The organism is Ensifer sp. LBL (assembly GCF_050435225.1).
In the GTDB taxonomy this organism is placed as follows: Bacteria; Pseudomonadota; Alphaproteobacteria; order Rhizobiales; family Rhizobiaceae; genus Ensifer.
Genome location: NZ_JBNDJY010000001.1, coordinates 985813 through 1010181 on the forward strand (window position 1 = coordinate 985813; position 24369 = coordinate 1010181).

At 63.3% G+C, this 24369-nt stretch carries 25 protein-coding genes, 1 tRNA gene and 1 riboswitch; of the genes, 10 read left to right on the forward strand and 16 right to left on the reverse strand.

Annotated elements, in window-relative coordinates:
• Positions 1 to 139 precede the first annotated feature (139 nt).
• Positions 140 to 568, forward strand: coding sequence for a GNAT family N-acetyltransferase (locus OKW20_RS04805; protein ID WP_429170569.1), 429 nt, complete (start codon positions 140 to 142; stop codon positions 566 to 568).
• A gap of 73 nt (positions 569 to 641) precedes the next feature.
• The gene (locus tag OKW20_RS04810; protein ID WP_429170571.1) at positions 642 to 1475 is read left to right on the forward strand and encodes a methyltransferase domain-containing protein; all 834 of its coding nucleotides are present in this window, start codon (positions 642 to 644) and stop codon (positions 1473 to 1475) included.
• Between the two features lie 22 nt (positions 1476 to 1497).
• Here the strand turns inward: OKW20_RS04810 and OKW20_RS04815 are convergent, their stop codons facing one another.
• Positions 1498 to 2382 carry a DMT family transporter gene (locus OKW20_RS04815; protein ID WP_043622443.1) on the reverse strand — a complete coding sequence of 295 codons (885 nt, stop codon included), beginning with the start codon at positions 2380 to 2382 and terminating at the stop codon, positions 1498 to 1500.
• Between the two features lie 219 nt (positions 2383 to 2601).
• Here OKW20_RS04815 and OKW20_RS04820 point away from each other — a divergent pair, with 219 nt between their 5' ends.
• Entirely contained in the window at positions 2602 to 3183 is a 582-nt protein-coding gene (locus OKW20_RS04820) for a LysE family translocator (protein ID WP_429170574.1), read from the forward strand.
• A gap of 66 nt (positions 3184 to 3249) precedes the next feature.
• Here the strand turns inward: OKW20_RS04820 and OKW20_RS04825 are convergent, their stop codons facing one another.
• The gene (locus OKW20_RS04825; protein WP_429112255.1) at positions 3250 to 3714 is read right to left on the reverse strand and encodes an SRPBCC family protein; all 465 of its coding nucleotides are present in this window, start codon (positions 3712 to 3714) and stop codon (positions 3250 to 3252) included.
• Between the two features lie 133 nt (positions 3715 to 3847).
• Between OKW20_RS04825 and OKW20_RS04830 the strand changes: the two genes are divergently transcribed.
• Entirely contained in the window at positions 3848 to 4357 is a 510-nt protein-coding gene (locus OKW20_RS04830) for a winged helix-turn-helix transcriptional regulator (protein ID WP_043622393.1), read from the forward strand.
• An 18-nt stretch (positions 4358 to 4375) separates the two neighbouring features.
• Here OKW20_RS04830 and OKW20_RS04835 read toward each other — a convergent pair whose 3' ends face one another.
• Positions 4376 to 5458: a calcium:proton antiporter gene (locus OKW20_RS04835; RefSeq protein ID WP_429170577.1), complete on the reverse strand. Its 1083-nt coding sequence runs from the start codon at positions 5456 to 5458 to the stop codon at positions 4376 to 4378.
• 186 nt (positions 5459 to 5644) lie between these two features.
• Here OKW20_RS04835 and OKW20_RS04840 point away from each other — a divergent pair, with 186 nt between their 5' ends.
• The 3 genes from OKW20_RS04840 to OKW20_RS04850 all read left to right on the forward strand — a co-directional run bounded on the left by OKW20_RS04840 (position 5645) and on the right by OKW20_RS04850 (position 7684).
• Positions 5645 to 6298 (forward strand): S24 family peptidase, encoded by a 654-nt coding sequence (locus tag OKW20_RS04840; protein WP_429170580.1) that lies wholly within the window; start codon positions 5645 to 5647, stop codon positions 6296 to 6298.
• Between the two features lie 13 nt (positions 6299 to 6311).
• Positions 6312 to 7145, forward strand: coding sequence for a thermonuclease family protein (locus OKW20_RS04845; protein ID WP_429170582.1), 834 nt, complete (start codon positions 6312 to 6314; stop codon positions 7143 to 7145).
• Between the two features lie 128 nt (positions 7146 to 7273).
• On the forward strand, positions 7274 to 7684 hold the full coding sequence (locus OKW20_RS04850; protein WP_429170584.1) for a tellurite resistance TerB family protein: 411 nt from the start codon (positions 7274 to 7276) through the stop codon (positions 7682 to 7684).
• A 34-nt stretch (positions 7685 to 7718) separates the two neighbouring features.
• On the opposite strand, the gene OKW20_RS04855 is transcribed toward OKW20_RS04850, so the two are convergent.
• The 3 genes from OKW20_RS04855 to OKW20_RS04865 all read right to left on the reverse strand — a co-directional run bounded on the left by OKW20_RS04855 (position 7719) and on the right by OKW20_RS04865 (position 9945).
• The gene (locus OKW20_RS04855) at positions 7719 to 8552 is read right to left on the reverse strand and encodes a transporter substrate-binding domain-containing protein (RefSeq protein ID WP_402323412.1); all 834 of its coding nucleotides are present in this window, start codon (positions 8550 to 8552) and stop codon (positions 7719 to 7721) included.
• Between the two features lie 139 nt (positions 8553 to 8691).
• Positions 8692 to 8766: transfer RNA gene (locus tag OKW20_RS04860), tRNA-Gly, on the reverse strand.
• Between the two features lie 81 nt (positions 8767 to 8847).
• Positions 8848 to 9945 carry a 2'-deoxycytidine 5'-triphosphate deaminase gene (locus OKW20_RS04865; protein ID WP_429170587.1) on the reverse strand — a complete coding sequence of 366 codons (1098 nt, stop codon included), beginning with the start codon at positions 9943 to 9945 and terminating at the stop codon, positions 8848 to 8850.
• Between the two features lie 74 nt (positions 9946 to 10019).
• A riboswitch (SAM riboswitch) is annotated at positions 10020 to 10098 on the forward strand.
• 44 nt (positions 10099 to 10142) lie between these two features.
• On the opposite strand from OKW20_RS04865, the gene OKW20_RS04870 reads away from it, so the two are divergent.
• The gene (locus OKW20_RS04870; protein ID WP_043622374.1) at positions 10143 to 11327 is read left to right on the forward strand and encodes an O-succinylhomoserine sulfhydrylase; all 1185 of its coding nucleotides are present in this window, start codon (positions 10143 to 10145) and stop codon (positions 11325 to 11327) included.
• Positions 11328 to 11553: 226 nt separating this feature from the next.
• Positions 11554 to 11946 (forward strand): Co2+/Mg2+ efflux protein ApaG, encoded by a 393-nt coding sequence (apaG, locus tag OKW20_RS04875; protein ID WP_043622371.1) that lies wholly within the window; start codon positions 11554 to 11556, stop codon positions 11944 to 11946.
• Positions 11947 to 12014: 68 nt separating this feature from the next.
• On the opposite strand, the gene OKW20_RS04880 is transcribed toward apaG, so the two are convergent.
• The 3 genes from OKW20_RS04880 to OKW20_RS04890 form a co-directional block, all read right to left on the reverse strand.
• A complete protein-coding gene (locus OKW20_RS04880) occupies positions 12015 to 13004 on the reverse strand; it encodes an Hsp33 family molecular chaperone (protein WP_192447938.1) in 990 nt (329 codons plus the stop codon).
• Positions 13005 to 13237: 233 nt separating this feature from the next.
• Positions 13238 to 14155, reverse strand: a complete 918-nt coding sequence (argF, locus tag OKW20_RS04885; protein WP_043622364.1) for an ornithine carbamoyltransferase — start codon at positions 14153 to 14155, stop codon at positions 13238 to 13240.
• A gap of 104 nt (positions 14156 to 14259) precedes the next feature.
• On the reverse strand, positions 14260 to 15459 hold the full coding sequence (locus OKW20_RS04890) for an aspartate aminotransferase family protein (RefSeq protein WP_043622361.1): 1200 nt from the start codon (positions 15457 to 15459) through the stop codon (positions 14260 to 14262).
• A 421-nt stretch (positions 15460 to 15880) separates the two neighbouring features.
• On the opposite strand from OKW20_RS04890, the gene OKW20_RS04895 reads away from it, so the two are divergent.
• Positions 15881 to 16402, forward strand: a complete 522-nt coding sequence (locus OKW20_RS04895) for a GcrA family cell cycle regulator (RefSeq protein WP_429170590.1) — start codon at positions 15881 to 15883, stop codon at positions 16400 to 16402.
• A gap of 68 nt (positions 16403 to 16470) precedes the next feature.
• On the opposite strand, the gene phoB is transcribed toward OKW20_RS04895, so the two are convergent.
• The 7 genes from phoB to phoR all read right to left on the reverse strand — a co-directional run bounded on the left by phoB (position 16471) and on the right by phoR (position 24343).
• Positions 16471 to 17154 carry a phosphate regulon transcriptional regulator PhoB gene (gene phoB, locus OKW20_RS04900; protein ID WP_034797168.1) on the reverse strand — a complete coding sequence of 228 codons (684 nt, stop codon included), beginning with the start codon at positions 17152 to 17154 and terminating at the stop codon, positions 16471 to 16473.
• A gap of 202 nt (positions 17155 to 17356) precedes the next feature.
• Entirely contained in the window at positions 17357 to 18070 is a 714-nt protein-coding gene (gene phoU / locus OKW20_RS04905; RefSeq protein ID WP_089043230.1) for a phosphate signaling complex protein PhoU, read from the reverse strand.
• A gap of 50 nt (positions 18071 to 18120) precedes the next feature.
• Complete coding sequence (gene pstB / locus OKW20_RS04910; RefSeq protein ID WP_034797173.1) at positions 18121 to 18936, reverse strand: phosphate ABC transporter ATP-binding protein PstB; 816 nt, start codon at positions 18934 to 18936, stop codon at positions 18121 to 18123.
• A 13-nt stretch (positions 18937 to 18949) separates the two neighbouring features.
• Positions 18950 to 20272 carry a phosphate ABC transporter permease PstA gene (pstA, locus tag OKW20_RS04915; protein ID WP_429170593.1) on the reverse strand — a complete coding sequence of 441 codons (1323 nt, stop codon included), beginning with the start codon at positions 20270 to 20272 and terminating at the stop codon, positions 18950 to 18952.
• Positions 20269 to 21753 carry a phosphate ABC transporter permease subunit PstC gene (gene pstC / locus OKW20_RS04920; protein WP_043622350.1) on the reverse strand — a complete coding sequence of 495 codons (1485 nt, stop codon included), beginning with the start codon at positions 21751 to 21753 and terminating at the stop codon, positions 20269 to 20271. Before pstC ends, pstA begins: the two co-directional genes overlap by 4 nt.
• A 94-nt stretch (positions 21754 to 21847) precedes the next feature.
• Positions 21848 to 22882: a substrate-binding domain-containing protein gene (locus OKW20_RS04925; protein WP_043622347.1), complete on the reverse strand. Its 1035-nt coding sequence runs from the start codon at positions 22880 to 22882 to the stop codon at positions 21848 to 21850.
• A 195-nt stretch (positions 22883 to 23077) separates the two neighbouring features.
• Positions 23078 to 24343 carry a phosphate regulon sensor histidine kinase PhoR gene (gene phoR, locus OKW20_RS04930; RefSeq protein ID WP_043622440.1) on the reverse strand — a complete coding sequence of 422 codons (1266 nt, stop codon included), beginning with the start codon at positions 24341 to 24343 and terminating at the stop codon, positions 23078 to 23080.
• Positions 24344 to 24369: the final 26 nt, after the last annotated feature.

Consider the following 24369-nt stretch of genomic DNA (forward strand, 5'->3'; position numbering starts at 1 on the left):
GAATGGCATAAAGGGAAACAACCGCACACACAATCGCCGACGCTGCCGGAGCCGGAGCCGGAGCCGGAGCCGGAAGCCATCACCCTGTTACAGTTGGGGTGCTAGGCCTCAGCGGATGAAACCGCGCCCCACGACAAACATGACCAAAGCCACGCTCCGCCCTGCCATTTCCGGCGACGAACCTTATCTGCACTGGCTCGAAGAAGCCTGCATGCGCGACTATGCCGTCGCACTCTGGGGCAGTTGGCGTCCGCGTCCGGCGGATGCGCTGATCGTCGATGAACATCGCCTCATCGTTGCAGACGGCGAAGATGCCGGCTGTGTTTCGGTGACGCCGCGCGCGGACCATCTCTGGGTGAACAAGCTCTATGTCGCGCCCGCATATCAGAAGCGTGGCTACGGGGCTTTCGCCCTGAGGCAGGTGCTTGGCGAGGCGGGAGCGATCGGCCTGCCCGTGCGGCTCAGCGTGCTGACGACCAATCCGGCGGTGGCCTTCTATCGCCGCGAAGGCCTTGTGATCTATGAGGAAACCGCGGAACGGCGCTTCATGACATCGCGGGCGCGTTAAGCTTATCAGCATCTTCTGATTGACGCCCTCCGTGCGGGGGCGCATCCTCCGCGACTTCAGAGGGGGACACGCCATGAGCGAGCCTGATCTCTATCTGCTTGGGCGCGCCGGGCCCGAAGAAGCACGCCTGAAACGACAAATCGCCAATCTCGCACCCGATTCCGACCAGCAACTCGAAAGGGTCGGCATCAAGCCGGGCGAGCGCGTCGTCGATCTCGGTTGCGGTCCCGGCGGCGTGCTGCATCTCATCGGCAAGCGTGTCGGGCCGACCGGCTCGGTGCTCGGCATCGAGCGCGACCCGCATTTCGTCGAACTTGCCCGCCGTTTCGTTGGCGGTCACGCACTGCCGCAGGTCGAGGTGCGTGAGGGCGACGCCTATGCCACCGGCCTGCCGCGCCGCTCCTTCGACGGCGCCCATATGCGGCTGGTACTGGTCAACGTGCCACGGCCGGAACTCATCGTGCTCGAAATGGTGTCGCTGGTGAGGCCCGGCGGCTGGATCGCGAGTTTCGAGGCCGATTTCCTGGCGCATATCTGCGATCCGCCGCTTGCCGCCTGGGACCGGCTGCTGGCCGCCTACACCGCCTATTCCACGGCCAGAGGCATCGACCTCAACATCGGCCGTCGGCTGCATCGGCTGTTCCGGAGTGCCGGCGTCGAGGCGATTTCCGTCGATGCGGTCGAGCACGTCTACCCGCCCGGCCACGACCGCCGATCGATCCTTCGGGATTTCATCAACAATGTCCGTGACAGGCTCGTTGCCGAAGGCTTCATCAGCCAAGTCCAGCTGGATGACGATCTCGCCGCCCTCGACCAGCATCTTGCCGACCCCAACGTGCTCGTGACGTCCCACCTGTTCTTCCGGCTGACCGGTCGTATACCGGAAGCCCTCGTCATCAAGGCGTGAAGCGTTCCGCTTCCATTCGGCCTCAGGCGGTTGCGCCCTGGCGCCGGTGCGCCAGGCGTTCGCCGACGATGATCAGCAGGCCGGCCGCAAAGATCAGTCCGGCGCCGGCGAAAACATTGGTGGCCGGCACGTCGCCCCAGATCAGGAAGCCGAGGCCGAAGGCCCAGACGAGCGAGGTATATTCGAACGGTGCGATCACCGAGATCGGTGCGCGACGCATGCCCTCGAAAAAGGCGTACTGCGCAATGCCGGCGATGACGCCGGTACCGGCCATCAGCGCGACGTCGAAGAGCGCCGGCGGCGTCCAGAAGAAACCGACCGCGACCCCGGTCATGCCGATGAAGAAGACGTTGGAGATCGTCATCTGCACCAAGGTCGTTTCGTGGAGTGCGGTCTTGCGCAGCATCACCGTGCCGATCGCCCAGAAGACGGCGGCAAGCAGAGCCAGGAAAACAGGCAGCGACAGCTTCATGCCGGTGCCAAGCACATCGCAGGCGACGAGCACGCCGACGAAGCCGATGAAGACGGCGAACCAGCGGATCGGCGGCACGTCCTCCTTCAGGATCGGCACCGCCAACAGCGTCACGACGATCGGCGCGGCATAATAGAGCGTCGTCATTTCGGCGAGGCTGAGATCACGCGCCGCATTGAAGTAGCAAAGCCAGGCGGCGAGCAGCAAAAGATTGCGCACGAAGAGCGGCTTGAGCACCGGCGACACGATGGCATTGCGCACCAGCTGGCCGCGGCCGATGACGAGGCAAAGCACCAGGATGGTGATGCTGCGGGTAAACAGGATCTGCCAGACCGAGTAGCCGACGACCAGCCATTTGACCGACGCATCCTGCAGCGAAAACAGGAAATAGGAAAACGTCGTCATGACGATGCCTGACAGGACGGTCTTGTTCATGGGAGCCTCGATCACGCCGGCGGGAAGAGAAGCGGCTGAGCCCGTCTGATAGCGCGGCGGCGTCGGGCGCGGAAGGGGCATGCCGGGGCGGCGCTGTGGCGATTTTTTGGGGTGGCCTGCGCCACGATCCGGCACCAACCTTGACGGAGATCAAGAACCGGCGCTTGCACCGCTGCTAGAAGGCAGCGATAACGACCATGAAACCTAGGTCTCAACGACATGCAGCCGCTCGCCTTCGCCCTTGCCGCCCTCGTCCTGCTCGCGACGCCCGGTCCGACGAACACGCTGCTCTGGCTTTCCGGCGCATCGGCCGGCTTCCGCCGGTCGCTGCCGCTTTTGACCGGCGAGCTCGGCGGCTATCTTGCGGTAATCATTCCCGCCGTCGCGCTGCTCGCCCCGTTCCTCGCCGCCCATCCAAACCTCGGCCTGGCGCTAAGGCTCATTGCAGCATGCTGGGTGCTCTATCTCGCCTATGCGCTCTGGACGACCGATGACGAACGCAGCGAAGGCGTGGTCATCTCCATCCGACAAGTCTTCGTCACGACGCTGCTCAATCCGAAAGCCCTGATCGTCGCCCTGGTGTTGTTGCCGCAGACGGGGTTGGCAGCCGTCTGGCCCTGGATCGCCGGCTTTTCGCTGCTGGTCGTCGCTGCCGGGTCGGCCTGGATCGGGGCCGGCGCCCTGCTGGTGCAGATGTCCAAGGGTCTGTCGGCCTCGCACCTGCCGCGCCGGATCGCTGCCGTCTGCCTCACGCTGTTCTCTGTCGGCATCGCCGGTAGCGCGATTGCCGCCATGCACTAGAAAAATCCCGGAGGACCAGCACGTGTCCTCCGGGATCGATCGCGAGAAGCGGCCAGTCGTTTTGTCTCAGGCGGCAACGGCCTCGCCGAGTTCCTTCGCCAAGGCGCCCATCAATTCTTCCCAGCCTCCGCGCCGGTACTCGAGCTTGTCGAGACCGTCGAGGAAGGCGACCTGTTCGGTAAAGACGAGGCGCGTGCCGGTGCCCGCGGGCTGGATATCGACCGTGGCGACGGAGGCGGAAATCCGCCTGTCGTTCTGCGTCATCGTATAGGCAAAGATGATCCGGCGGTTCTCGACGATATCCAGATAGATGGTGTCGTCGTAATAGGTCGTCCCGTCGTCCACGCTGAAGCGACCGCTTTCGCGGCCGCCGACGCGGAAGTCGTGGGTGATCTGCGCCCCGGCTTCGACGTTGACGAACCAGCGCTCCTTTGCGGCCGGTTCCGAGAACGCCCTGAACACCTCGACCGGTGTTGCCTTGAAGTTGCGCTCAATGGTGAAGCTCGAATGTTCCACGGATCTGTCAGTCATGTCTTGCCTCCTCTGGGTCGGAAACTGATGGCTTATGATTAACTGGTTTCGAATATGAACTGCTATTATTTTGAAATCAGTTGAACGTTAGCGTCAGTGATGCGATAATGCAAGCGGTTTTAAAGAGGTGCCAATGAAGGACGACATGCGCTCGGGTTGCCCGATCAATCTTTCGCTCGAAGTGTTCGGCGACAAATGGAGCCTGCTGATCATTCGCGACATGATCTTCGGCGGCAAACGGCACTTCCGGGAGCTGCTGCGATCGCAGGAGGGCATCTCCTCGAACATCCTGGCGGACCGGCTGAAGATGCTGGTCGAACAGGGCATGCTGACGAAGCGTGACGACCCCACGCACAAGCAGAAGGCGATCTACAGCCTGACGGAAATGACGATTGCACTGGTGCCGATCATGGCCCAGCTTGGCGCCTGGGGGCGACGCTACCTGCCGGTCAGCGAAGAGCTCAGCATTCGTGCCGAACTCATGGAGAACGGCGGCCCGGCGCTCTGGGACCGCTTCATGGACGAGTTGCGGCACGACCATCTGGGGACGCCGCTCGACGGTCCTCCCAGGGTGCGCGCGACGCTGCAGGCCGCCTATGAAGAAGTGGTGGCCAGGAAAGCGCGCGAAGAGGCGACGGCCTGACGCTCGCCCATCATCGGCTCAAAGGCCGATCGCCGAGAGCATGACGAAGGTGGCAAACAGCACGAAATGCGTCATGCCCTCAATCGCGTTGGTCTGGCCGTCATTGAGGTTGATCGCCGCAACGATCAGCGTGATCGTCACCATCACCGTCTGAACCGGCGACATCGCCATCAGGAAGGGCTGGCCAGTATAGAGCGCGATCGCCTCCATCACCGGCACCGTCAGGATGACGGTCGAAAGCGAGGCACCGAGCGCGATATTGACGACCGCCTGCATGCGGTTGGCGAGAGCGGCGCGCATGGCGGTCATGATCTCCGGCGAGGCGGAAATCGCCGCGACGACGATGGCCGTGACGGCGAGCGGTGCACCGCTCCCTTTCAAGCCTGAGGTCAGCAGCGACGACATTACTTCCGCCAGAAAGCCGATCAGCACGATGCCGAGGATGAGGATCACGATCGACGGCAGCACCGGTTGGTCCGGATCGCCTTGTCTCGCGCTCCCCTCGCCCTTCGCCTTCGGATAGCTGTAGCTGAAGAAGTAGCTGTGCACGCCCACCTGCATGCGCAGGAACAGGGCGTAGAGCGTGATCATCGCGCCGATGGTGAAGGCCGAATAGAGATGCCATTTGGCCGCCGGCACGAATTCCGGCACGATCATCGAAATCCCCATCGCCGTCAGGATCATCACGCTGTAGGTGCGGGCGGAATCGTCGTTATAGGGTTGCTCGCCGTGCTTCAGGCCGCCGAGCAGGGCCGCGAGCCCCAGGATGCCGTTGATGTCGAGCATGACGGCCGCGTAGATCGTGTCGCGCACCAGCGTCGGAGACGTCTCGCTCGTCATCATGATCGCCAGCACGACGACTTCGACGAGCACCGCCGAGAGCGTCAGGATCATCGTGCCGTAGGGATCGCCGACCTTGGACGCCAGCACCTCGGCGTGATGCGACACCCGCAGCGACGCAAACACGATCGCGACCACCAGGCCGCCGGCACCGAGAAGCGTTGCGAGGCGCCCCATTTCAAGCAGGTGATCTTCGAGCGCAAGTCCGGCGACTGCGGCAAGCATGGCGACGATCAGCAGGCGTTCCGCTTTCATGCGCATCAACAAAACGCCCTCCACCGAAAGCCTGCCAGCCCATCACCGGAACTATAGGGGCGACGCCCCGCAAAGCAAATGACGGGACGAGGACTATTTTCCTCCCGATTCTTTACCGCCCTGCAGCGTTTCGGTAGTGTGGCCGGGAACCAAAGCAGCAAGTGGCCGCCTGCCCGGCCTGGATCTCTCGTCATGTTGTCTCACGGCACGATCTGGCACGCTATCGACACCCTGGCCGAGCGCCACCAGCTCTCGCCTTCCGGTCTCGCGCGCCGTGCCGGCCTCGACCCGACCTCCTTCAACAAGTCCAAGCGTCGCTCCGCCGACGGGCGGGAGCGTTGGCCCTCGACGGAATCGATCGCCAAGGTGCTGGAGGCGACTGGCGCCACCATGGACCAGTTCACAAGCCTGCTGCAGCCGAACGGGGCCACAGCGCCTTCAGAACCTGTGGCCGCTGCCACGATCCCGCTCATCGGCTTTGCCCAGGCGGGTGCCGGCGGCTACTTCGACGACGGCGGCTTTCCCGCCGGTCAGGGCTGGGACGTCATCGATTTTCCCACGGATGCGGAAAAGCGCAGCGGCACCTATGCACTCGGGGTACAGGGAGACAGCATGCTACCGCTCTACCGCGACGGCGACATTCTGATCGTCGACCCCGGCGCGCCGATCCGGCGGGGCGATCGCGTCGTAGTGAAGACACAGGAGGGAGAGGTCATGGCAAAGGTGCTCACGCGCCAGACGCCGCGGGTGATCGAACTCCTGTCGCTCAATCCCGAGCATCCGAACCGCAGCTTCGAGACCAGCCAGATCGAATGGATCGCCCGGATCATCTGGGCCAGCCAATAGGACGTCCTTCCTGATGCGGCAGCATTTGTACACCCTTGCCGGCGGCATCGCCGCAATCGCCCTTTTCACCGGCATCCTCTATGCGGGCGCCGTCGCCATCCGCGACCGCGAGACCGCCGCCACGCCGGAACTCGTTCTCGAAACGCCCGACATGACCGATTTCGAGGCGACGCCGGATCAGGCCGACGACGAGGTCCCGCTCGGCCCCGGCGCGCCCTCCGGCGGCGCAGCGACGACGGGCGAACAACCGCAGGGCACCACCACGACGGAAAAGGCCGCGCGCGCCATCGAGCCCCAGCAGTTCGGCCTGCCCGACACCGTCACAAGCGCGCCGCTCGAGCGGGTGGAACCGCGCGCGCCGCTGTCGGAACCGAAGAAGGAAGCGAAGGCCGCCGGGCCGACCGTGCTCTATCGTCCGGTCGCGGTCGCCGCCGGCGTGATCCAGTTCGACAAGCTGACCCTGCAGATCGACGGCATCGAGCCGGAGCAGGCGGAGCGGACCTGCGAAAGCGGCGGCAAGAGCTGGCCCTGCGGCATCGTCGCACGAACCGCCTTCCGAAACTTCCTGCGTGCACGTGCGGTCAGCTGCGATCTGCCCGAAGCAGGTCCCGGCCCTTCGGCCACCGCCTCCTGCACGCTTGGCGGTCAGGATCTCGCCACCTGGCTCGTCGACAATGGCTGGGCGACACCGGTCGCGGGCTCCTCCCTCGAAAAACGCGCCGACGCGGCACGCCAGGCAAAGCTCGGCTTTTACGGTGACGATCCGCGCGACCTCAGCCACACGCCGATGACCTTCGACGATCCGACCCTCGGCCTCGGAGTGGACGCCTCGCAACCGGACTTGTAAACAGCCGCGACAATTCCCAGCTCTCGACCGTCTGCCGAAAGCAACAGACGGCCCGACTCTTTGAAACGACGCAACTCCGGATCAGGAACCACCCTCTCCCTGGAATTGCCCTACCACCGGAAAGCCCCATGCTGCCAAGCCTCAGCCACCACGAAGCTCTCGTCTACGTCATGGTGATGATGTCGGCGGTCGACCGCGAGATGAGCGACGACGAGTTTGCCCGCATCGGCAGGCTGGTCCAGTTCCTGCCCGTGTTCGAAGGCTTCGACGAGGATAGCCTCGTCCATATCGGCCATGAATGTTCGGCACAGCTGGCGGCGCCCGAGGGGCTCGACATCATGCTCGAGATCGTGCGCGAAGCGTTGCCGGAGAAGTTCCTCGAGACGGCCTACGCGCTCGCCGTCGAGATCGCGGCCGCCGACCAGCGCATCCGCAACGAAGAAATCCGCCTGCTGCAGCTGCTGCGCGACCGGCTTGGCCTCGACAAACTGACCTGCGCCGCCATCGAGCGCGGCGCGCTTGCCCGCTTCCGCCGATAGGCCGGCCGACGATCGCGCCGGGAAGCCCTGAAGCTCAGTAGATGCCGTTGGGGAAATAGCGCAGGTAGATTTCCTCCAACCGCCCGCTGCGCGACAACGCCAGCAGCGCGTGATCGATCGCCTGGGTCAGCGCCGGCTCCGACTTGCGGTTCATGATCGTCAGGCCTTCGCCGAGGAAACGCTGCGAGAAGTAGGCGCCATCGACGAGCGCGCAGCAACCGCCGGCAGCGCTGCCAGAGATCCAGAAGGAAAGCTGCATGCCGTCGGAAAACACCGCCGGCACATCGCCCTTCTGCAGCGCCGTCAGCATGGCCTCGCGGTCGGGAAAGACCTTGGCCTCGATCTTCGGGAAGAACGCCTTGAACATCGCCTCATGCGTGGTTCCGGCGACGACACCGACCGGCTTGCCCTTAAGATCCTTCGGCGCGGCCACTGCGCCCGCCGCCTTGGTGTTGACCGCGAACCGCGCCGGGAGCCGCATGAAGGCGCGCGAAAAGCCGAAGCGCTGGCGCAGTTCCGGACCGACGGCGACGCCGGCGGCCACCGCCTCGCCCTGCCCCTGTTCCAGCGCTGGCAGCAGCTCCGCATAGGTCACCGCCTGGATCTGGCATTTGGCTTCGATGTCGAGCTCGCGGCAGATCTCGCGCACGAGATCCACATGGAATCCCGAAAGCTTACCCGACTGGTCGATGAAGTTGAACGGCGGAAAGTCCACCGTCGTCAGGAAACGCAGGCGCGCGAGGCCCGTGAGGTCCGGCTTGGCGATGCGTTCGCGCGCATCGAAAAGGAGCGGCAGGTCCTTGGGCTGGGCCGCAAGCGGCGTTGCGATCAAGGACGCGCAGAGGGCGAACAGGGAGAAAAGCTTCATGGGCAGCGGGCCGGCACGTCTCGTGTGTCAGATGCGGCCCTTAGAACCGCGGATGATTCATCCCGTCCTAGGTTAGCCGTCCACGGCGCAACTGGCCATAGGCCTTACGCCATCGAGGCAATGATCGGTCAGGAAGGAATGGAGCGGGTGATCGGGATCGAACCGACGACATCCAGCTTGGGAAGCTGGCGTTCTACCGCTGAACTACACCCGCGGCGCCTGCGAAATTTCCCGAACCGGGGCGATCTGTCAAGCACCCTTGCGCCGGATCGCGCCAGGGTCGCTTCGAAATCCCCTACTCGGCGCGGAAATGCTTCGAGAGTTTCAGGCCCTGCGCCTGGTAGTTGGATCCGACACCGAGGCCGTAGAGACCATCCGGGCGTTCCAGCATGTGTTCGTAAATCAGGCGGCCGACGATCTGGCCGTGTTCGAGGATGAACGGCACCTCGTGGCTGCGCACTTCCAGCACCGCACGGCTGCCCGTGCCGCCAGCAGAGGCATGGCCGAACCCCGGATCGAAGAAACCGGCGTAATGTACGCGGAATTCGCCAACCAACGGATCGAACGGCGTCATCTCGGCCGCATAAAGCGGTGGCACATGCACGGCCTCGCGCGAGACGAGAATGTAGAACTCATCCGGATCGAGGATCAGCTCGTCGCGGCCGCGGCTATAAAGCGGCTCCCAGAAATCGAAGATCGCGTGCTGCGCCTTCTTGTCGACGTCGATAACCGCCGTGTGGTGCTTGCCGCGATAGCCGATCAGCCCTTCGGGCCTGGTACCCTTCAGATCGATCGACAGCGCGATACCGCCGCCGCTGACGTTCGGCCTGTCGCTCGCCACCAGCACGTCGCTATCATGCAACGCCTGCAATTCCTGTTCCGACAGGATCGATTGGCCCATGCGGAAGCGGATCTGCGACAGGCGCGAGCCGCGGCGCACGACGATCGGGAAGGTGCGCGGGCTGATTTCGAGATAGAGCGGACCGCTGTAGCCGGCCGGGATCTTGTCGAATTCCTGGGCGCGGTCGGTGATGACGCGGGTGAAGATGTCGAGGCGGCCGGTCGAGCTCTTCGGGTTGGCCGAGGCCGACATGCCCTTGGGCAGCGCCAGGCTTTCCATCAGCGGCACGATGTAGACGCAGCCGGTCTCCAGCACCGCACCCTCGGTCAGGTCGACCACGTGCAGCTTCAGCCGGTCGAGCTTGTCGGCAACGAGATGAGACGGACCCGGCATGAAGCTCGCGCGGACGCGAAAAGCCTTGGCGCCGAGGCGCAGGTCGAGGCTTGCCGGCTGGATCTGATCGTCATCCAGCGGCTTCTCGCTCTTCAGGCGTCCCGATTCGAACAGCGCGGCGATCGCGCGATCGGCCAAAATCCCAGTGTCGCGGCCCATTGCAGTCCTCTTTTCAGTTGCGAGACAAAACCAAACTCCGGGAATTGACGCAAGCGTACCCTGGCAGTATTGAAGCTTTATCCCGTGGTGATTTGGCCGGTCGGCTTGCAGCCACGTTAAACAAGTAGCTAAAAAGGCCGGGTGTCAAACCGGCCCTTCACGCGGCCGGTTTTTTTGTTTTTGAAAGTGATCGTCACATGAGCAAAAACTGGCGCCCCGCAACGCAACTGGTCCATGGCGGCACGACCCGCTCCCAGCACGGCGAGACCTCCGAAGCGATCTTCCTCACCCAGGGTTTCGTCTACGAGACTTCGGAAGCCGCCGAGGCGCGCTTCAAGGGCGAGACCGAAGGTTTCATCTACGCCCGCTACGGCAGCCCGACCAACGACATGTTCGAAAAGCGCATGTGCATGCTGGAAGGCGCTGAAGACGCGCGCGCCACCGCATCGGGCATGGCCGCGGTCACCGCCGCCATCCTCTGCCAGCTGAAGGCCGGCGATCATATCGTCGCCGCCCGCGCGCTCTTCGGCTCCTGCCGTTGGGTGGTTGAGACGCTGGCGCCGAAATACGGCATCGAGTGCACGCTGGTTGACGGGCGCGATCTCGCCAACTGGGAAAAGGCGATCCAGAAGAACACCAAGGTCTTCTTCCTCGAAAGCCCGACCAACCCGACGCTTGAAGTCATCGACATTGCCGGCGTCGCCAAGCTCGCCAACCAGATCGGCGCCAAGGTCGTCGTCGACAACGTCTTTGCAACACCGCTCTTCCAGAAGCCGCTGGAACTGGGCGCCCATATCGTCGTCTATTCCGCCACCAAGCATATCGACGGCCAGGGCCGTTGCCTCGGCGGCGTGGTGCTTTCCGACAAGGAATGGATCAACGAGCACCTGCACGACTACTTCCGCCACACCGGCCCGGCGATGTCGCCGTTCAACGCCTGGACGCTGCTGAAGGGCATCGAGACGCTGCCGCTGCGCGTGCGTCAGCAGACGGAAACGGCCCGCCGCGTCGCCGACTTCCTGGCGGAACAGCCGCAGGTCGCCAAGGTCATCTATCCCGGCCGCAAGGACCACCCGCAGGCCGACATCATCGCCAAGCAGATGACCGGCGGCTCGACGCTCGTCGCCTTCGAACTGAAGGGCGGCAAGGACGCTGCCTTCGCGCTGCAGAATGCGCTGGAGATCGTGCGCATCTCCAACAACCTCGGCGACAGCAAGAGCCTGATCACCCATCCGGCCACGACCACGCACAAGAACCTGACCGACGAGGCCCGTACGGAACTCGGCATGTCAGCCGGCACCGTGCGCTTCTCGGCCGGTATCGAGGACAGCGACGACGTGGTGGAAGATTTCGCCCGCGCGCTGAAGGCCGTGAAGGCCTGATTTACGAAGACGCGGCCGCCGTGACCAACGGCGGCCGACGCCCCTTGCCGGCCGTCACAAGATGGTTTCCGGCGGCCCAGCGCCAAGGCGCCAAGCCGGTTTCACCCGCCCGATCCCGTCAGCACGACCATCCGTCCCATCGTGGGATCGCACAATCTTGCCGTTATTCTTGACGAAACCATCTTGCTGTAGAATACCCTGAAAGACCTGAAGCAAGGTGATGCCCATGTATCGCGCTTTGACCCGCGACATAGAAGTTACGGTGGAGCCGTACTATCTCGAAGAACAGTCGGATCCCGATGACGGCCGCTATGTTTGGGGCTATCGCATCGTCATCTCAAACCACTCGGACGCGACCGTGCGGTTGATGACGCGCTACTGGCACATTACCGATGAGAATGGACAAGTCGACGAGGTCAGCGGTCCGGGCGTCATCGGCGAGCAGCCGCTGCTCAATCCCGGCGATACCTATGAGTATTCGTCCGGATGCCCGCTGGATACGCCCTCGGGCGTGATGTTCGGTCACTACAGCATGGAATCGGAAGGCGGAGAGACCTTCAACGTGGCCATCCCTGCCTTCTCGCTCGATTCACCCGGGCTCGTGCGCACCCTGAACTGACACATCCGGAACAGCCCGTCCTTCACTGACGTCGCTCTAACTCGCGGCCAGTCGGCCGGAGGCGCCCGCTACTGCGGGCGCACCTCGCTAGCTTCGAAGCGATAGGTCGTCGAGCAGAACTCGCAGGTAACCTTGACTTCGCCATCGTCGATGGTGCTTTCGAGGTCGTCCGTGCTCAGGTTCGACAACACCGACTGAAGCTTTTCGCGCGAGCAGCTGCAACGGTCATAGACCGCTTGCGGTTCATAGACGCGAACGCCGCGCTCGTGGAACAGGCGATAGAGCAGCCGCTCGGTTCCCACCATCGGATCGGTCAACTCGTCCATGTCGATCGTTTCGACCATCACCTTGGCTTCGGCCCAGAGATCGTCGTCCTCGAACGTGCTTTCGCCGTCATCGCCATCACCGCCCGAGAGATCGGGCTGGCGCATGCGCTCCGGTGCTTCCGGCAGGAACTGGGCAACCATGCCGCCGGCGCGCCAGCGGTGGCGCGGCTTGCCGTTTTCGTCGCGATCGAGAAGCTCGGCCACGCCAAGGCGCACCTTGGTCGGGATCTGCTCCGACTGACGGAAATAGACGCCGGCGATTTCCTCGAGCGTCGCACCGTCAAGCGCAACGATACCCTGGTAACGCTGGGTATGGGCGCCCTGGTCGATGGTGAAGGCGAGCACGCCCTTTCCGAGCAGCTCGTGCGAAAGGGTGCGGCCGTCCTTTTCGGCAGCCGCGAGCGCTTCCTGATCGTAGCGGGCATAGGCGCGCACGCGATCCGGCGTCGAGAAATCGGCGACGACCAGATCGACCGGGCCATCGCCTTGCGTCTGGACGATCAGCTTGCCTTCGAACTTCAGCGAGGTCCCGAGCAGAACGGTGAGCACGACGGTTTCGGCAACCAGACGTGCGACCGGAAGCGGATAGTTGTGGCGCTCGAGAATTGCGTCCAGCATCGGGCCGAGCTGCACGGCGCGGCCACGCACGTCGAGGCCTTCCACCTGGAAAGGCACAACGTGATCGTCACCGGCGAAGTCGAACTCACCCAGCCCTGGCGTCATGTCGGTCATGTCTTGCTCCTTGCCTCAGCCAACCAAATTGCGCCAGGGACATTCCTGTCCCCCGGCGCAACATGCCCGCTGTAATCACTTGATCCCGCGATGAACGGATTGTCCACCAGGTTTGTGCCGCCGCGTTGCGACGCACCACCCAGCCGGCTGCGCGCTCGCTCGTTCAGGAGCGCCCGTATGCCGCCTAGATCGTGTCGCGCATCGGCAATGTCAAGATCTTGCCCTGCGGCGGCTCAGACGAGCCCCATGCACCAGGCAATGACCGACTTCTGTGCGTGCAGGCGGTTTTCCGCCTCGTCGAAGACCACCGACTGCGGACCGTCGATCACGTCGTCGGTCACCTCTTCGCCGCGGTGCGCCGGCAGGCAGTGCATGAACAGCGCATCGGAGGCCGCACGCTTCATCAGCGCCTCGTTGACCTGGTAGGGCTGGAAGACGTTGTGGCCGCGGGCGCGGTGTTCCTGGTTCATCGAAATCCAGGTGTCGGTCACCACGCAATTGGCGTCGGCGACCGCCTGCTCGGCGTCATGACACAAGAGGACCTCGCCGCCATTGTTGCGCGCCCAATTCAGGAACTTGTCCTGCGGCTCGGAGCCGAGCGGCACGGCCATGTTCATGCGGTAGCCGAAACGGGCGGAACCTTCGATCAGCGAATGCAGGACGTTGTTGCCGTCGCCGGTCCAGGCAATCGTCTTGCCCTTCACCGGGCCGCGATGCTCCTCGAAGGTGAGAATATCGGCCATGATCTGGCACGGGTGGGTATCGTCGGTCAGGCCGTTGATGACGGGGACCGTCGCATGTTCGGCCAGCTCCAGAAGACGGCGGTGATCCGTGGTGCGGATCATGATGGCATCGACGTAACGCGACAGGACCTTGGCCGTGTCGCCGATCGTCTCGGCGCGGCCGAGCTGCATTTCGGTGCCCGACAGAAACAGGGTCTCGCCGCCGAGCTGGCGCATGCCGACATCGAAGGAAACGCGGGTGCGGGTGGAGGGCTTTTCGAAGATCATCGCCAGCATCTTGCCGGCGAGCGGCTTCTCGGCGGTCCCGGCCTTGGTCGCTGCCTTTCGGACGCGCGCATCGTCGATGATCGTCCGGAGGTCGGCGGCCGTCATGGCCGAAAGATCGAGAAAATGTCTGGTGCCTGCCATCGTACTCGGTTCCTGTCTGAAAAATCGGTCCCTGGTGCGGCACGCTATATACGTGCCCACACGAAGGTCATTCTAGCGCCTTGCTCGGCCCTGGGTCGCTATCTTCAGGCTGCGGCGTTGCCGCTTGCCTTGCGAACCGCCTCGGCGGCGCGTTCGATACGTGCCAGGCCCTCGCGGGCCTCCTCGGCCGTGATCGTCAGCGGCGGCAGCAAGCGCAGTACGTTTTCGCCGGCCGGCACGGCCAGAAGCTTCTCCGCGCGAATTTCCTTCAGCAGATCGGCCGAAGGGCCCTTCACCTTGATGCCCAGCATCAGACCGTCGCCGCGGATCTCCTCGATGACATCGGGAAAGCGATCTTTGAGCGATGCGAGACCCTGGCGGAAGACCAGCGCGACATCGCGCACATGCGTGAGGAACCCGTCGGCCAGAACGACGTCGAGCACGGCATTGCCGACAGCCATGGCCAGCGGATTGCCGCCATAGGTGGAGCCGTGCGTGCCCGCCACCATGCCAGATGCGGCTTCCTCGGTCGCCAGGCACGCGCCGAACGGGAAGCCCCCGCCGATGCCCTTGGCGACCGCCATGATATCCGGGCGGATGTCGGCCCATTCATAGGCAAACAGCTTGCCGGTGCGGCCGACGCCGGTCTGAACCTCGTCGAGGATCAGGAGCAGGCCGAACTCGTCGCAAAGCGCGCGCAGTTCCTGCATGAACTCCTTGGTCGCCGGGCGGATACCGCCCTCGCCCTGGATCGGCTCGATCAGGATCGCTGCGGTTTCCTCGGTGATCGCATTCTTGACGGCAGCGATGTCGCCGAACGGGACCTGGTAGAAGCCTGGCGCCTTCGGACCGAAACCTTCGATGTATTTCTGCTGACCGCCGGCGGCGATCGTCGCGATCGTGCGGCCGTGGAAAGCGCCTTCGAAGGTGATGACGTGGAACTTCTCCGGGTGACCCTTGGAGAAGTGGTAACGCCGTGCCGTCTTGATGGCGCATTCCAGCGCCTCTGCGCCGGAATTGGTGAAGAACACCTTGTCGGCAAAGGTGACTGCGGTCAGCCGGCGACCGAGGCTTTCCTGGCCCGCAATCTCATAGAGGTTGGACAGGTGCCAAACCTTGTCGGCCTGCGCCTTCAGCGCTTCGACGAGGTGGGGATGCGCGTGGCCGAGCGAATTCACGGCAACACCAGCGCCGAAATCGAGATAACGCGTACCGTCTTCAGCGATCAGCCAGGCGCCCTCTCCTCGCTCGAAACGCAACGGCGCGCGCATGTAGGTATCGTAAAGCGGCGTTGTTGCAGTCATGCGAGGCTCTCCTTCACTCCAGATCGACATCGATCCCGCGCCTCACGCGGGCCGATAAAAATCAAAAATGCCGCCTTTCGGCGGCGCAGGCACTATTCCCATTTCGCGCTGCAATGTCAACAAAACCAAGCCTTGCAGCGCAACATGAAGGGTCGATTCCTGGCAGCAGAAAAATCGTCCGGGAGGGCTTGCAAAAATGCAACGCCGGCCGAGCAAGTTGGGGAAAACTACGAAATCGATTCGGCCTGATTCCCGGGACTCTTGCCACAGAGTCCAGCGGTCAGTACGTTAACATTCAATTACTAGACGCATGCGGCGGACCTAGTCACCAAAAGAGTTATCGCGTTTGCAACCCCGGGGTTCAGCCGGGGTGCGGTGAGGGATTCTGCCATCCCCAACGCTGAGAACGGAGAGTGCAGAAATGAACTGGACTGACGAGCGGGTGGAGAAACTGAAGAAGCTTTGGTCCGAGGGCCTGAGCGCGAGCCAGATCGCGGCACAGCTCGGCGGCGTCAGCCGTAACGCTGTCATCGGCAAGGTTCACCGCCTGAGCCTGCCAGGTCGCGCCAAGGCCGGCGGTAGCACCACGACGGCGGCCCGTCCGAAGCGCCCGACTTCGGCACCGCGTGCGCCGAACTACGCTTCGCGCGTTTCGGCCCGCCCGGTTGCACGCGCGGCCGGCGCTGTCGTTCTCAAGGAAGAAATCGAAGTCGATCTCGTTGCCGAGCAGGATTTCAGCACCCGGACCGACGTTGTCGTGCCGATGTCGCGCCGCCTCGAGCTGACCCAGCTCACCGAGCGCACCTGCAAGTGGCCGATCGGCGACCCGCTGAAGGAAGAGTTTCACTTCTGCGGCAACGATTCCCCGGAATCCTCGCCTTACTGCACCTTCCATGCGCGGTTGGCCTACCAGCCGTCGGGTGAGCGCCGCAGGGCCCGCTAAGAAGCCGGACAGCATCAATAAAAAAGGGGCCGATCGGCCCCTTTTTTTGTTGGCGACTCCCGGATCTGTCAGCTTTCGAGCGAATAGCCGGCGCCGCGAACGGTGCGGATAACGTCCGGCATGTTCGAGAAATTCAGAGCCTTGCGCAGGCGACCGACATGCACGTCGACGGTGCGTTCGTCGACATAGATGTCATGGCCCCAGACGCCATCCAGAAGCTGCGAGCGCGAGAAGACGCGGCCCGGCGAGGACATCAAGAACTCCAGAAGACGAAACTCGGTCGGGCCGAGGCGCACTTCGCGGCTGCGGCGGTGAACGCGATGGGTCTCGCGGTCGAGTTCGATGTCGCCGCAGCGAAGCAGCGTCGACAGGACCTCGGGCTTTGCCCGGCGCAGCATCGCCTTGACGCGCGCCATCAGCTCCGGCGTGGAGAATGGCTTGACCACATAGTCGTCGGCGCCGGTCGCCAAACCCCGGACGCGCTCGCTTTCCTCGCCGCGCGCCGTCAGCATGATGATCGGCAGGCGCTCCGTCTCGGGGCGCTGGCGCAGCCGGCGGCAAAGCTCGATGCCGGAAACACCGGGCAGCATCCAGTCGAGGATGAGCAGGTCGGGCAGCCGCTCCTGAAGCCGGATCTCCGCCTCGTCGCCCCTCAGGATCGTGTCGACGTCGAAGCCCTCGGCTTCCAGATTGTAACGCAGCAGAACGCTCAGCGCCTCTTCGTCTTCGACTACGGCGATTTTTGGCAACATCAGGTAACGTCTCCTTACCGCGGGCGACCCTTGGGCTCATCGGCCCGGCCGGCGCTCAGACACTCTAAATCTGGAGCACGTCCGCCGATTTCAAAGGCGGGGCGAAAACCGCGTGCTTCAGATACAGGAATTCGGGGCCGCGACCGAAGCCGCGACCGGATCAGATTTCAAAGGGCATGCATGCTTACGGCGCGCTCGGCGCTCAGTCGTTGACCGAGCCCAGTGTCGAAGTGGTGTCATCCTTCGGACGCTCGCCTTCCGGCTGAGCACCCGTCGCCATGTAATAGATCGTCTCAGCGATATTGGTCGCGTGGTCGCCGATGCGCTCGATGTTCTTGGCGCAGAACAGAAGATGCGTGCAGGGCGTGATGTTGCGCGGATCTTCCATCATGTAGGTCAGAAGCTCGCGGAACAGCGAGGTGTAGATCGCATCGATCTCCTCGTCGCGCTCGCGGATGCTGTTGGCCTTCTCCGGCGAGCGCGAAGCGTAGACGTCGAGCACTTCCTTGAGCTGGACCAGAGCCAGCTCTGCCAGGTGCTCCAGGCCGCGGGCGAGCTTGCGCGGAATGCCGGATCCGGCAACCGCGATCACGCGCTTGGCGGTGTTCTTGCCAAGGTCGCCGACGCGTTCCAGATCGGAGGCGATGCGGATCGAACCCATGATCTCGCGCAGGTCGGCGGCGACCGGCTGGCGCTTGGCGATGGTGACGATCGCCTTCTCGCCGATCTGGCGCTCGGCGTCGTCGAGAACGGTGTCGTCCGAGATCACCTTCTGCGCGAGAGCGAGGTCGGAATTGACCAGCGCGCGAACGGATTCGGCGACCATCTGCTCGGCGAGACCGCCCATCTCCGAGATGCGGCGCGTCAGGTACTTCAGTTCTTCGTCATAGGCGGACATGATATGCATGGACATGATCGTCGATCCTTACGGGCGCTTTGCAGTTACTGTTGCAGCCTTATGCGGCCTCAGCCGAAGCGGCCCATGATGTAATCCTGGGTGCGCTGGTCATCCGGATTGGTGAACATCTTGTCGGTGTCGTTCTCCTCGACGAGATTGCCGAGGTGGAACATGGCGGTGCGCTGCGAAACGCGGGCGGCCTGCTGCATCGAATGGGTCACGATGACAATCGTGAAGTTCGTGCGCAGTTCGTGGATGAGTTCCTCGACCTTGGCCGTCGCGATCGGGTCGAGCGCAGAGCAGGGCTCGTCCATCAGGATGACTTCCGGGCTGACGGCGACAGCACGGGCGATGCAGAGGCGCTGCTGCTGACCACCGGAAAGGCCAGTGCCCGGCTCCTGCAGACGATCCTTTACCTCGTTCCACAGACCGGCCTTCTGCAGGCTGGTCTCGACCACTTCGTCAAAGTCGGCCTTGGTGCGGGCAAGTCCGTGGATGCGCGGACCGTAGGCGACGTTGTCGTAGATCGACTTCGGGAACGGGTTTGGCTTCTGGAAGACCATGCCGACGCGGGCGCGCAGTTCGACGACGTCGATCGTCGGGTCGTAGATGTCGTCTTCGTCGAGCGTGATCTTGCCGGTGACGCGGCAGTTCTCGATCGTGTCGTTCATGCGGTTCAGCGTGCGCAGGAAGGTCGACTTGCCGCAACCCGAAGGACCGATCAGTGCCGTGACGGTGTTCTCGCGGATGTTGAGGTTGACGTCGAAAAGCGCGCGCTTCTCGCCGTAATAGACCGACACATCCTTGCCGATCATCTTGTAGGGCACGGTGTTCATTTTCTGATCCAGGGCCTTCTCGACTGCTGCTTCTGACATGATGTTCATAGTAATTACCTCACTACCAGCGGCGCTCAAAGCGACGTCGCAACAGAATGGCTCCAAGGTTCATGACGACCAGGAAGATGAGAAGAATGATGATTGCGCCAGAGGTGCGCTCGACGAAGGCGCGTTCCGCCTCGTTGGCCCACATGTAGATCTGCACCGGCAGCGCCGTCGACGGTTCCATCGGCGAACCGGGAAAATCGACGACGAAGGCAACCATGCCGATCAGGAGCAGCGGCGCGGTTTCGCCAAGCGCATGGGCAAGACCGATGATGGTGCCGGTCAGGATGCCAGGCATGGCGAGCGGCAGCACGTGGTGGAAGATGGTCTGCATCTTCGACGCACCGAGCCCGAGGGCCGCCGAGCGGATCGACGGCGGGACCGCCTTCAATGCTGCACGGGTGGCGATGATGATCGTCGGAAGCGTCATCAGCGTCAGCACGAAGCCGCCGACGACGGCTGCCGAACGCGGCATGCCGGCGAAGTTGATGAAGACGGCAAGGCCCAGGAGACCGTAGACGATCGACGGAACGGCCGCGAGGTTGTTGATGTTGACCTCGATCAGGTCGGTCAGCCGGTTCTTCGGCGCGAACTCCTCGAGGTAGATCGAGGCGGCGACGCCGATCGGAAGCGACAGCACCAGCACGATCAGCATCATGTAGAGCGAGCCGAGGGCAGCGACGCCGACACCTGCCGCTTCAGGACGGCTGGAGGCGCCGAAGGTGAAGATGCCGGTGTTGAAGCTCTTCTTCAGGATGCCGGCGCTGGCCAGCTCGTTCATCCAGGTGACCTGCTGGTCCTTGACCTTGCGCTTGCCCTCATCGACCGAGAGGTCGATCTGGCCCTTGAAGGCGGAGTCGATGTTGGCTTCGGCCAGCAGCGTGACGGGAACCGTCTTGCCGATGATCGACGGGTCGGCGACGACCATGTCGCGCAGCAGCGTGCGGGAGCTGGCGGAAACCATGTCGGTCGCCTGCTTGACCTGCGGCCGCTTGGTGGCGTCGATGCCGAGCTGCTTGATGAGCGCATCGCGCACCAGCAGCGGGTAGTTGGCGGTCATCAGCACCTTGCCGTCGGTCGCGCGTTCGCCTTTGGGGTCGATGACCTTTTCGGTGAACTCGATCGGCAGCGTGATCGTCGTCTGCTGGAATGCGGTGTAGCCGTTGGAAAAGACGGTCCACAGCAGCAAAGCCAGGAAGAAGAGACCGGTGCTGATCGCGGCCATGCCGTAGAAGCGGAAACGGCGTTCGGCAGCATAGCGACGCTTGATGCCGATATCGCGCTTGGCGGATGCGGGACGGGCGGAGATCCGGACGGTCGGGGAAGCGATGTCGGTCATTCGTACTGTTCCCGGTATTTGCGCACGATGTAGAGCGCGTAAATGTTGAGGCCGAGCGTGATAACGAAGAGCGTGATGCCCAGCGCGAAGGCCACCAGCGTCTGCGGCGAGGTGAACTCAAGGTCACCCGTCAGCTGGTTGACGATCTTCACCGTCACCGTCGTCATCGGCTCGAAAGGATTGATCTGCATGCGGGCCGCGACACCGGCTGCCAGCACCACGATCATGGTCTCGCCGACGGCGCGCGAGGCGGTCAGCAGCAGCGCGCCGACGATACCGGGAAGAGCGGCGGGAAGGATGACCTTCTTGACCGTTTCCGAGCGGGTGGCGCCAAGGCCGAGCGAGCCGTCACGCAGGGCCCGCGGCACCTGGGTGATGATGTCGTCCGACAGCGACGACACGAACGGGATCAGCATGATGCCCATGACGATGCCGGCCGTCAGCACGCTCTGCGCCTGGATGAAGTTCTGGTAGTTGCCGGTCATGAGACCGTTCATCTGCGCCGAGATATCGCGCAGGAACGGACCAACCGTCACCAGTGCAAAGAAACCGTAGACGATGGTCGGAATGCCGGCGAGCACTTCGAGCAGCGGTTTTGCAGTGGAGCGCAGGCGCGGGCTTGCATATTCCGCCATGTAGATCGCCGCAAAGAGGCCGATCGGCACGGCGAAGAGCATGGCGACGAAGGCGATATAGAGCGTACCGGCGAGGAGCGGGATGAGGCCGAACTGACCCGAAGCGCCGCCGCTGCCGGCAGCCGCAAAGCGCGGATCCCAGACCGTGCCGAAGAAGAACTCGAACGGCGAGACCATGGTGAAGAAGCGGCCGGCTTCCGACAGCATCGATGCGACGATGCCGACCGTCGTCAGGATGGCGATAGAGGACGCGACGATCAGCGAACCGAGAATGACGCGCTCGACCTGGTTGCGGGCGCGGAAGCGGGTCGCGACATTGCGGATGGCGTAGACGCCGCCGGCGATCGCGATCAGCAGAACGGCGGCTGTCATCAGCCAGCGGTTGGTCGCGGTCATCGCATTGAAGTGCTTGGCGACGGTGACCATGTAGGGGTCGCCTTCACCGGCAAGGGCAACGCCCTTGGAGGCGAGCGTCGCGCGCAGATTGGCAGAGCCACTCTCGAGCGCTGCGAGTTCTTCGCCGCTCAGACGCAGAAGACCACCGGCAACGGACTTGACCTGACCGAGCGCGAGCTGCACGGCGGCAGGGCCCTGGCTCTGGACGGTATCCGGCAGGGCCGCGCGCGTGCTTCCGTCGATATAAACGGGAGCGGCGAACAGCCAGGTGCCGAGAACGAGTGCGGCCGGAAGCATCGCCCAGATGGCGACGTAGCTACCGTGGTAGCCCGGCAGAGAATGAAGGTTGGAGAGCTTGCCGCCGGACTGCGCCAGCGAACGGGCGCGGCCTGCAAAATAAGCAATGAAACCAATAACAATAATGAGCAAAAGAAGGAGCGAAGTACTCATCCGCACGTCTCCCCGGCATCGCCCGTCATGGGTGCCGGCAAATCGAATGAAGGCATGCCCCGGCGCGAAGACATCGCGCCGGGGCTTGTCGTTATCAGAGCATGTTGCCGGCAGAGAAAGCCTTGCGGATTTCTTCGCGCTCAGCGTCCGGAGCGGCAACCAGGCCGTATTCGGCGAGCGGGCTTTCCGGGCCGATCATCTGATCGTCGAGGAAGAACTCAACATATTCCTTGAGGCCCGGGATAACGCCGAGATGTGCCTTCTTGACGTAGAAGTACAGCGGGCGGGAAACCGGGTACTCGCCGGAAGCGATCGTTTCGGTCGACGGTACGATGCCGTTGACGGTCGCGACCTTCAGCTTGTCGGCGTTGTTTTCGTAGAAGGACAGGCCGAACACGCCGATGCCGTTCTTGTTGGCAGCGATGCGAGCGAGCGTTTCGGTGTAGTCGCCGTCGATGTCGACAGCCAGGCCGTCCTTGCGGACTGCGACGCACTTGCTGTGCTGCTGCTTTTCATCGGCAACGGCAGCCTTGATCACGTCAACGGCGCCAGCGTCCTTGCAGCCTGCAGCGAGGATCTTCTCTTCGAAGACTTCGCGCGTGCCGTGCTTTTCGCCCGGGATGTAAGCGGCGATTTCGACGGCCGGCAGGGCGGCGTTGACTTCGGACCACTTCTTGTAGGGGTTGGCGACGACCTTGCCGTCGACGACGACTTCAGCAGCAAGCGCCTTGTAGAGGTCTTCCGGCTTCAGGGCGAGGTCGGCATTGCCGGCGTCGGTCGCAAAGACGATGCCGTCATAACCGATCTTCACTTCCTGGATTTCGGTGACGCCAGCGGCCTTGCAGGCCTCGACTTCGCTGTCCTTGATCTTGCGCGAGGAGTTGGCGATGTCGATGGTGTCCGGGCCGACGCCCTTGCAGAATTCCTTCAGGCCAGCGGAAGAGCCGCCGGATTCGACGACAGGGGTCTTGAAGTCGGGGAAGGTCTCGCCGAACGTCTCGGCGACGATCTTGGCGTAGGGAAGAACGGTCGAGGAGCCAGCGACCTGAACCTGATCGCGAGCGGCGGCTGCGCCGGCAAATGCGGCCGAAGCTACCAGCGCCGCGACAGTGAGTTTAAGAGCTTTCATAAAAGTTCTCCCGGAATGGGCTTGTGTTGGTGTGCGCCAAGCGTTGCAGCGCTCTTCGCCGTCTTATCGGCTGCCCCTAACTAGCTGCCGATGGCCACACCTTTTATGTCAGTTTGACGAAACATTTATGACAGCTCATGTCATTGAAAATGCTAATGAAAAATAAACGGTCCCGAGTTTTCCCGCGCCAATATGTCAGAAGCGGACCGTAAAAGTCGTACCTTTACCGACCTCGGAATGGATGAGGAGGCGGGCGCGGTGGCGCGTAAGAATGTGCTTGGCGATGGCAAGGCCAAGGCCGGTGCCCTTCTTCGAGCGGCTGGCTTCGACATTAACCCGGTAAAATCGCTCGGTGATGCGCGGCACATGTTCGGCCGGAATGCCCGGGCCATAGTCCTTGACGACGACTTCGGCCTCGCCGCCCTCGCCGCCGCGTAGCGTTACGTCCACCTTCTTGCCTTCCTGGCCGTACTTGCAAGCATTCTCGATCAGGTTCTCGAAGACCTCGATGAGCTCGTCCCGTTCGCCGCGGACGACCACGGGCTTGTCCGGCACGACGAGCGAGACAGTGACATCCAGATCCTTCGCCAGCGGCAGCAGACTGTCGCGGACATGCCCGAGCAGCGGCGCCAGGTCGACCGGATCATCGGGCGCGATGTGCGAGCGCAGCTCCAGCCGCGACAGCGACAGCAGATCGTCGACGAGCCGGCTCATGCGGGTCGCCTGCTCATGCATGATGCCGAAGAACTTTTCCTGCGCCTTCAGATCGTTGCGCGCCGGGCCCTGGAGCGTTTCGATGAAGCCGCGCAAGGATGCCAGCGGCGTGCGCAGCTCATGGCTGGCATTGGCGACGAAGTCAGAGCGCATGCGGTCGATGCGGCGCGCCTGGGAGATGTCGCGATAGGTCAGCAGGAAGATCCGCTTGACCGGCCCGTCACCCGGAATTTCAGCCGGCGCGACGCGCACCACATAGACGGCGTCGGACGGCAACTGCTCGTTATGCTCGATCTGGTTCGCCTTGCCGGTCGCCATCGTCTCGCGGACCATGTCGAGGATGCCGGGCGAGCGCACCCGAGCGGCGAGATAGGTGTTTGGCGGGATGGTCCCGAAGGCCTTCTCGGCGGCGATGTTCTGGAAGACCACCGTCTCGTCGGCGGCAATCACCAGAACCGGCATGTCGAGTGCGTTCAATGCCGGCACGAGCGGATCGCTCGCCGGGCCGGCAGCAACCACTGCCTTGGCCGGGCTCAGGATCACCGAGGCCGGCGCGCTACGGTTGAGCAATGCGGCGACGAGAACGATCCAGAAGGGCAGGACAATGAGGAAATGAATGCCCGCGACGGTCGCAAGGATCGCCAGTAGCACGGTCAGTCCCAGCAGCCAGCGCTCTGCTTTCAATCGCGGAACCAGGTTCCGCCAGAACGCTTTCGAACCGTCCACCTCGACATCCTCGTGAATCACTTTCTTTTCCTCCCGGACCAAAATGG

Bases quoted from the DNA above. Each gene is read 5' to 3' on its own strand.
- argF (WP_043622364.1), bottom strand. From the start codon at position 14,155: ATGGCAGGCACCAGACATTTTCTCGATCTTTCGGCCATGACGGCCGCC.
- pstB (WP_034797173.1), bottom strand. From the start codon at position 18,936: ATGAACATCATGTCAGAAGCAGCAGTCGAGAAGGCCCTGGATCAGAAA.
- OKW20_RS04845 (WP_429170582.1), top strand. From the start codon at position 6,312: ATGCGGCAGCATTTGTACACCCTTGCCGGCGGCATCGCCGCAATCGCC.
- OKW20_RS04840 (WP_429170580.1), top strand. From the start codon at position 5,645: ATGTTGTCTCACGGCACGATCTGGCACGCTATCGACACCCTGGCCGAG.
- OKW20_RS04880 (WP_192447938.1), bottom strand. From the start codon at position 13,004: ATGACCGACATGACGCCAGGGCTGGGTGAGTTCGACTTCGCCGGTGAC.
- OKW20_RS04805 (WP_429170569.1), top strand. From the start codon at position 140: ATGACCAAAGCCACGCTCCGCCCTGCCATTTCCGGCGACGAACCTTAT.
- OKW20_RS04925 (WP_043622347.1), bottom strand. From the start codon at position 22,882: ATGAAAGCTCTTAAACTCACTGTCGCGGCGCTGGTAGCTTCGGCCGCA.
- OKW20_RS04830 (WP_043622393.1), top strand. From the start codon at position 3,848: ATGAAGGACGACATGCGCTCGGGTTGCCCGATCAATCTTTCGCTCGAA.
- pstC (WP_043622350.1), bottom strand. From the start codon at position 21,753: ATGAGTACTTCGCTCCTTCTTTTGCTCATTATTGTTATTGGTTTCATT.
- OKW20_RS04835 (WP_429170577.1), bottom strand. From the start codon at position 5,458: ATGCGCATGAAAGCGGAACGCCTGCTGATCGTCGCCATGCTTGCCGCA.
- OKW20_RS04895 (WP_429170590.1), top strand. From the start codon at position 15,881: ATGAACTGGACTGACGAGCGGGTGGAGAAACTGAAGAAGCTTTGGTCC.
- OKW20_RS04870 (WP_043622374.1), top strand. From the start codon at position 10,143: ATGAGCAAAAACTGGCGCCCCGCAACGCAACTGGTCCATGGCGGCACG.
- OKW20_RS04815 (WP_043622443.1), bottom strand. From the start codon at position 2,382: ATGAACAAGACCGTCCTGTCAGGCATCGTCATGACGACGTTTTCCTAT.
- phoB (WP_034797168.1), bottom strand. From the start codon at position 17,154: ATGTTGCCAAAAATCGCCGTAGTCGAAGACGAAGAGGCGCTGAGCGTT.
- OKW20_RS04865 (WP_429170587.1), bottom strand. From the start codon at position 9,945: ATGGGCCGCGACACTGGGATTTTGGCCGATCGCGCGATCGCCGCGCTG.
- OKW20_RS04820 (WP_429170574.1), top strand. From the start codon at position 2,602: ATGCAGCCGCTCGCCTTCGCCCTTGCCGCCCTCGTCCTGCTCGCGACG.
- OKW20_RS04855 (WP_402323412.1), bottom strand. From the start codon at position 8,552: ATGAAGCTTTTCTCCCTGTTCGCCCTCTGCGCGTCCTTGATCGCAACG.
- apaG (WP_043622371.1), top strand. From the start codon at position 11,554: ATGTATCGCGCTTTGACCCGCGACATAGAAGTTACGGTGGAGCCGTAC.
- OKW20_RS04890 (WP_043622361.1), bottom strand. From the start codon at position 15,459: ATGACTGCAACAACGCCGCTTTACGATACCTACATGCGCGCGCCGTTG.
- OKW20_RS04850 (WP_429170584.1), top strand. From the start codon at position 7,274: ATGCTGCCAAGCCTCAGCCACCACGAAGCTCTCGTCTACGTCATGGTG.
- OKW20_RS04810 (WP_429170571.1), top strand. From the start codon at position 642: ATGAGCGAGCCTGATCTCTATCTGCTTGGGCGCGCCGGGCCCGAAGAA.
- OKW20_RS04825 (WP_429112255.1), bottom strand. From the start codon at position 3,714: ATGACTGACAGATCCGTGGAACATTCGAGCTTCACCATTGAGCGCAAC.
- pstA (WP_429170593.1), bottom strand. From the start codon at position 20,272: ATGACCGACATCGCTTCCCCGACCGTCCGGATCTCCGCCCGTCCCGCA.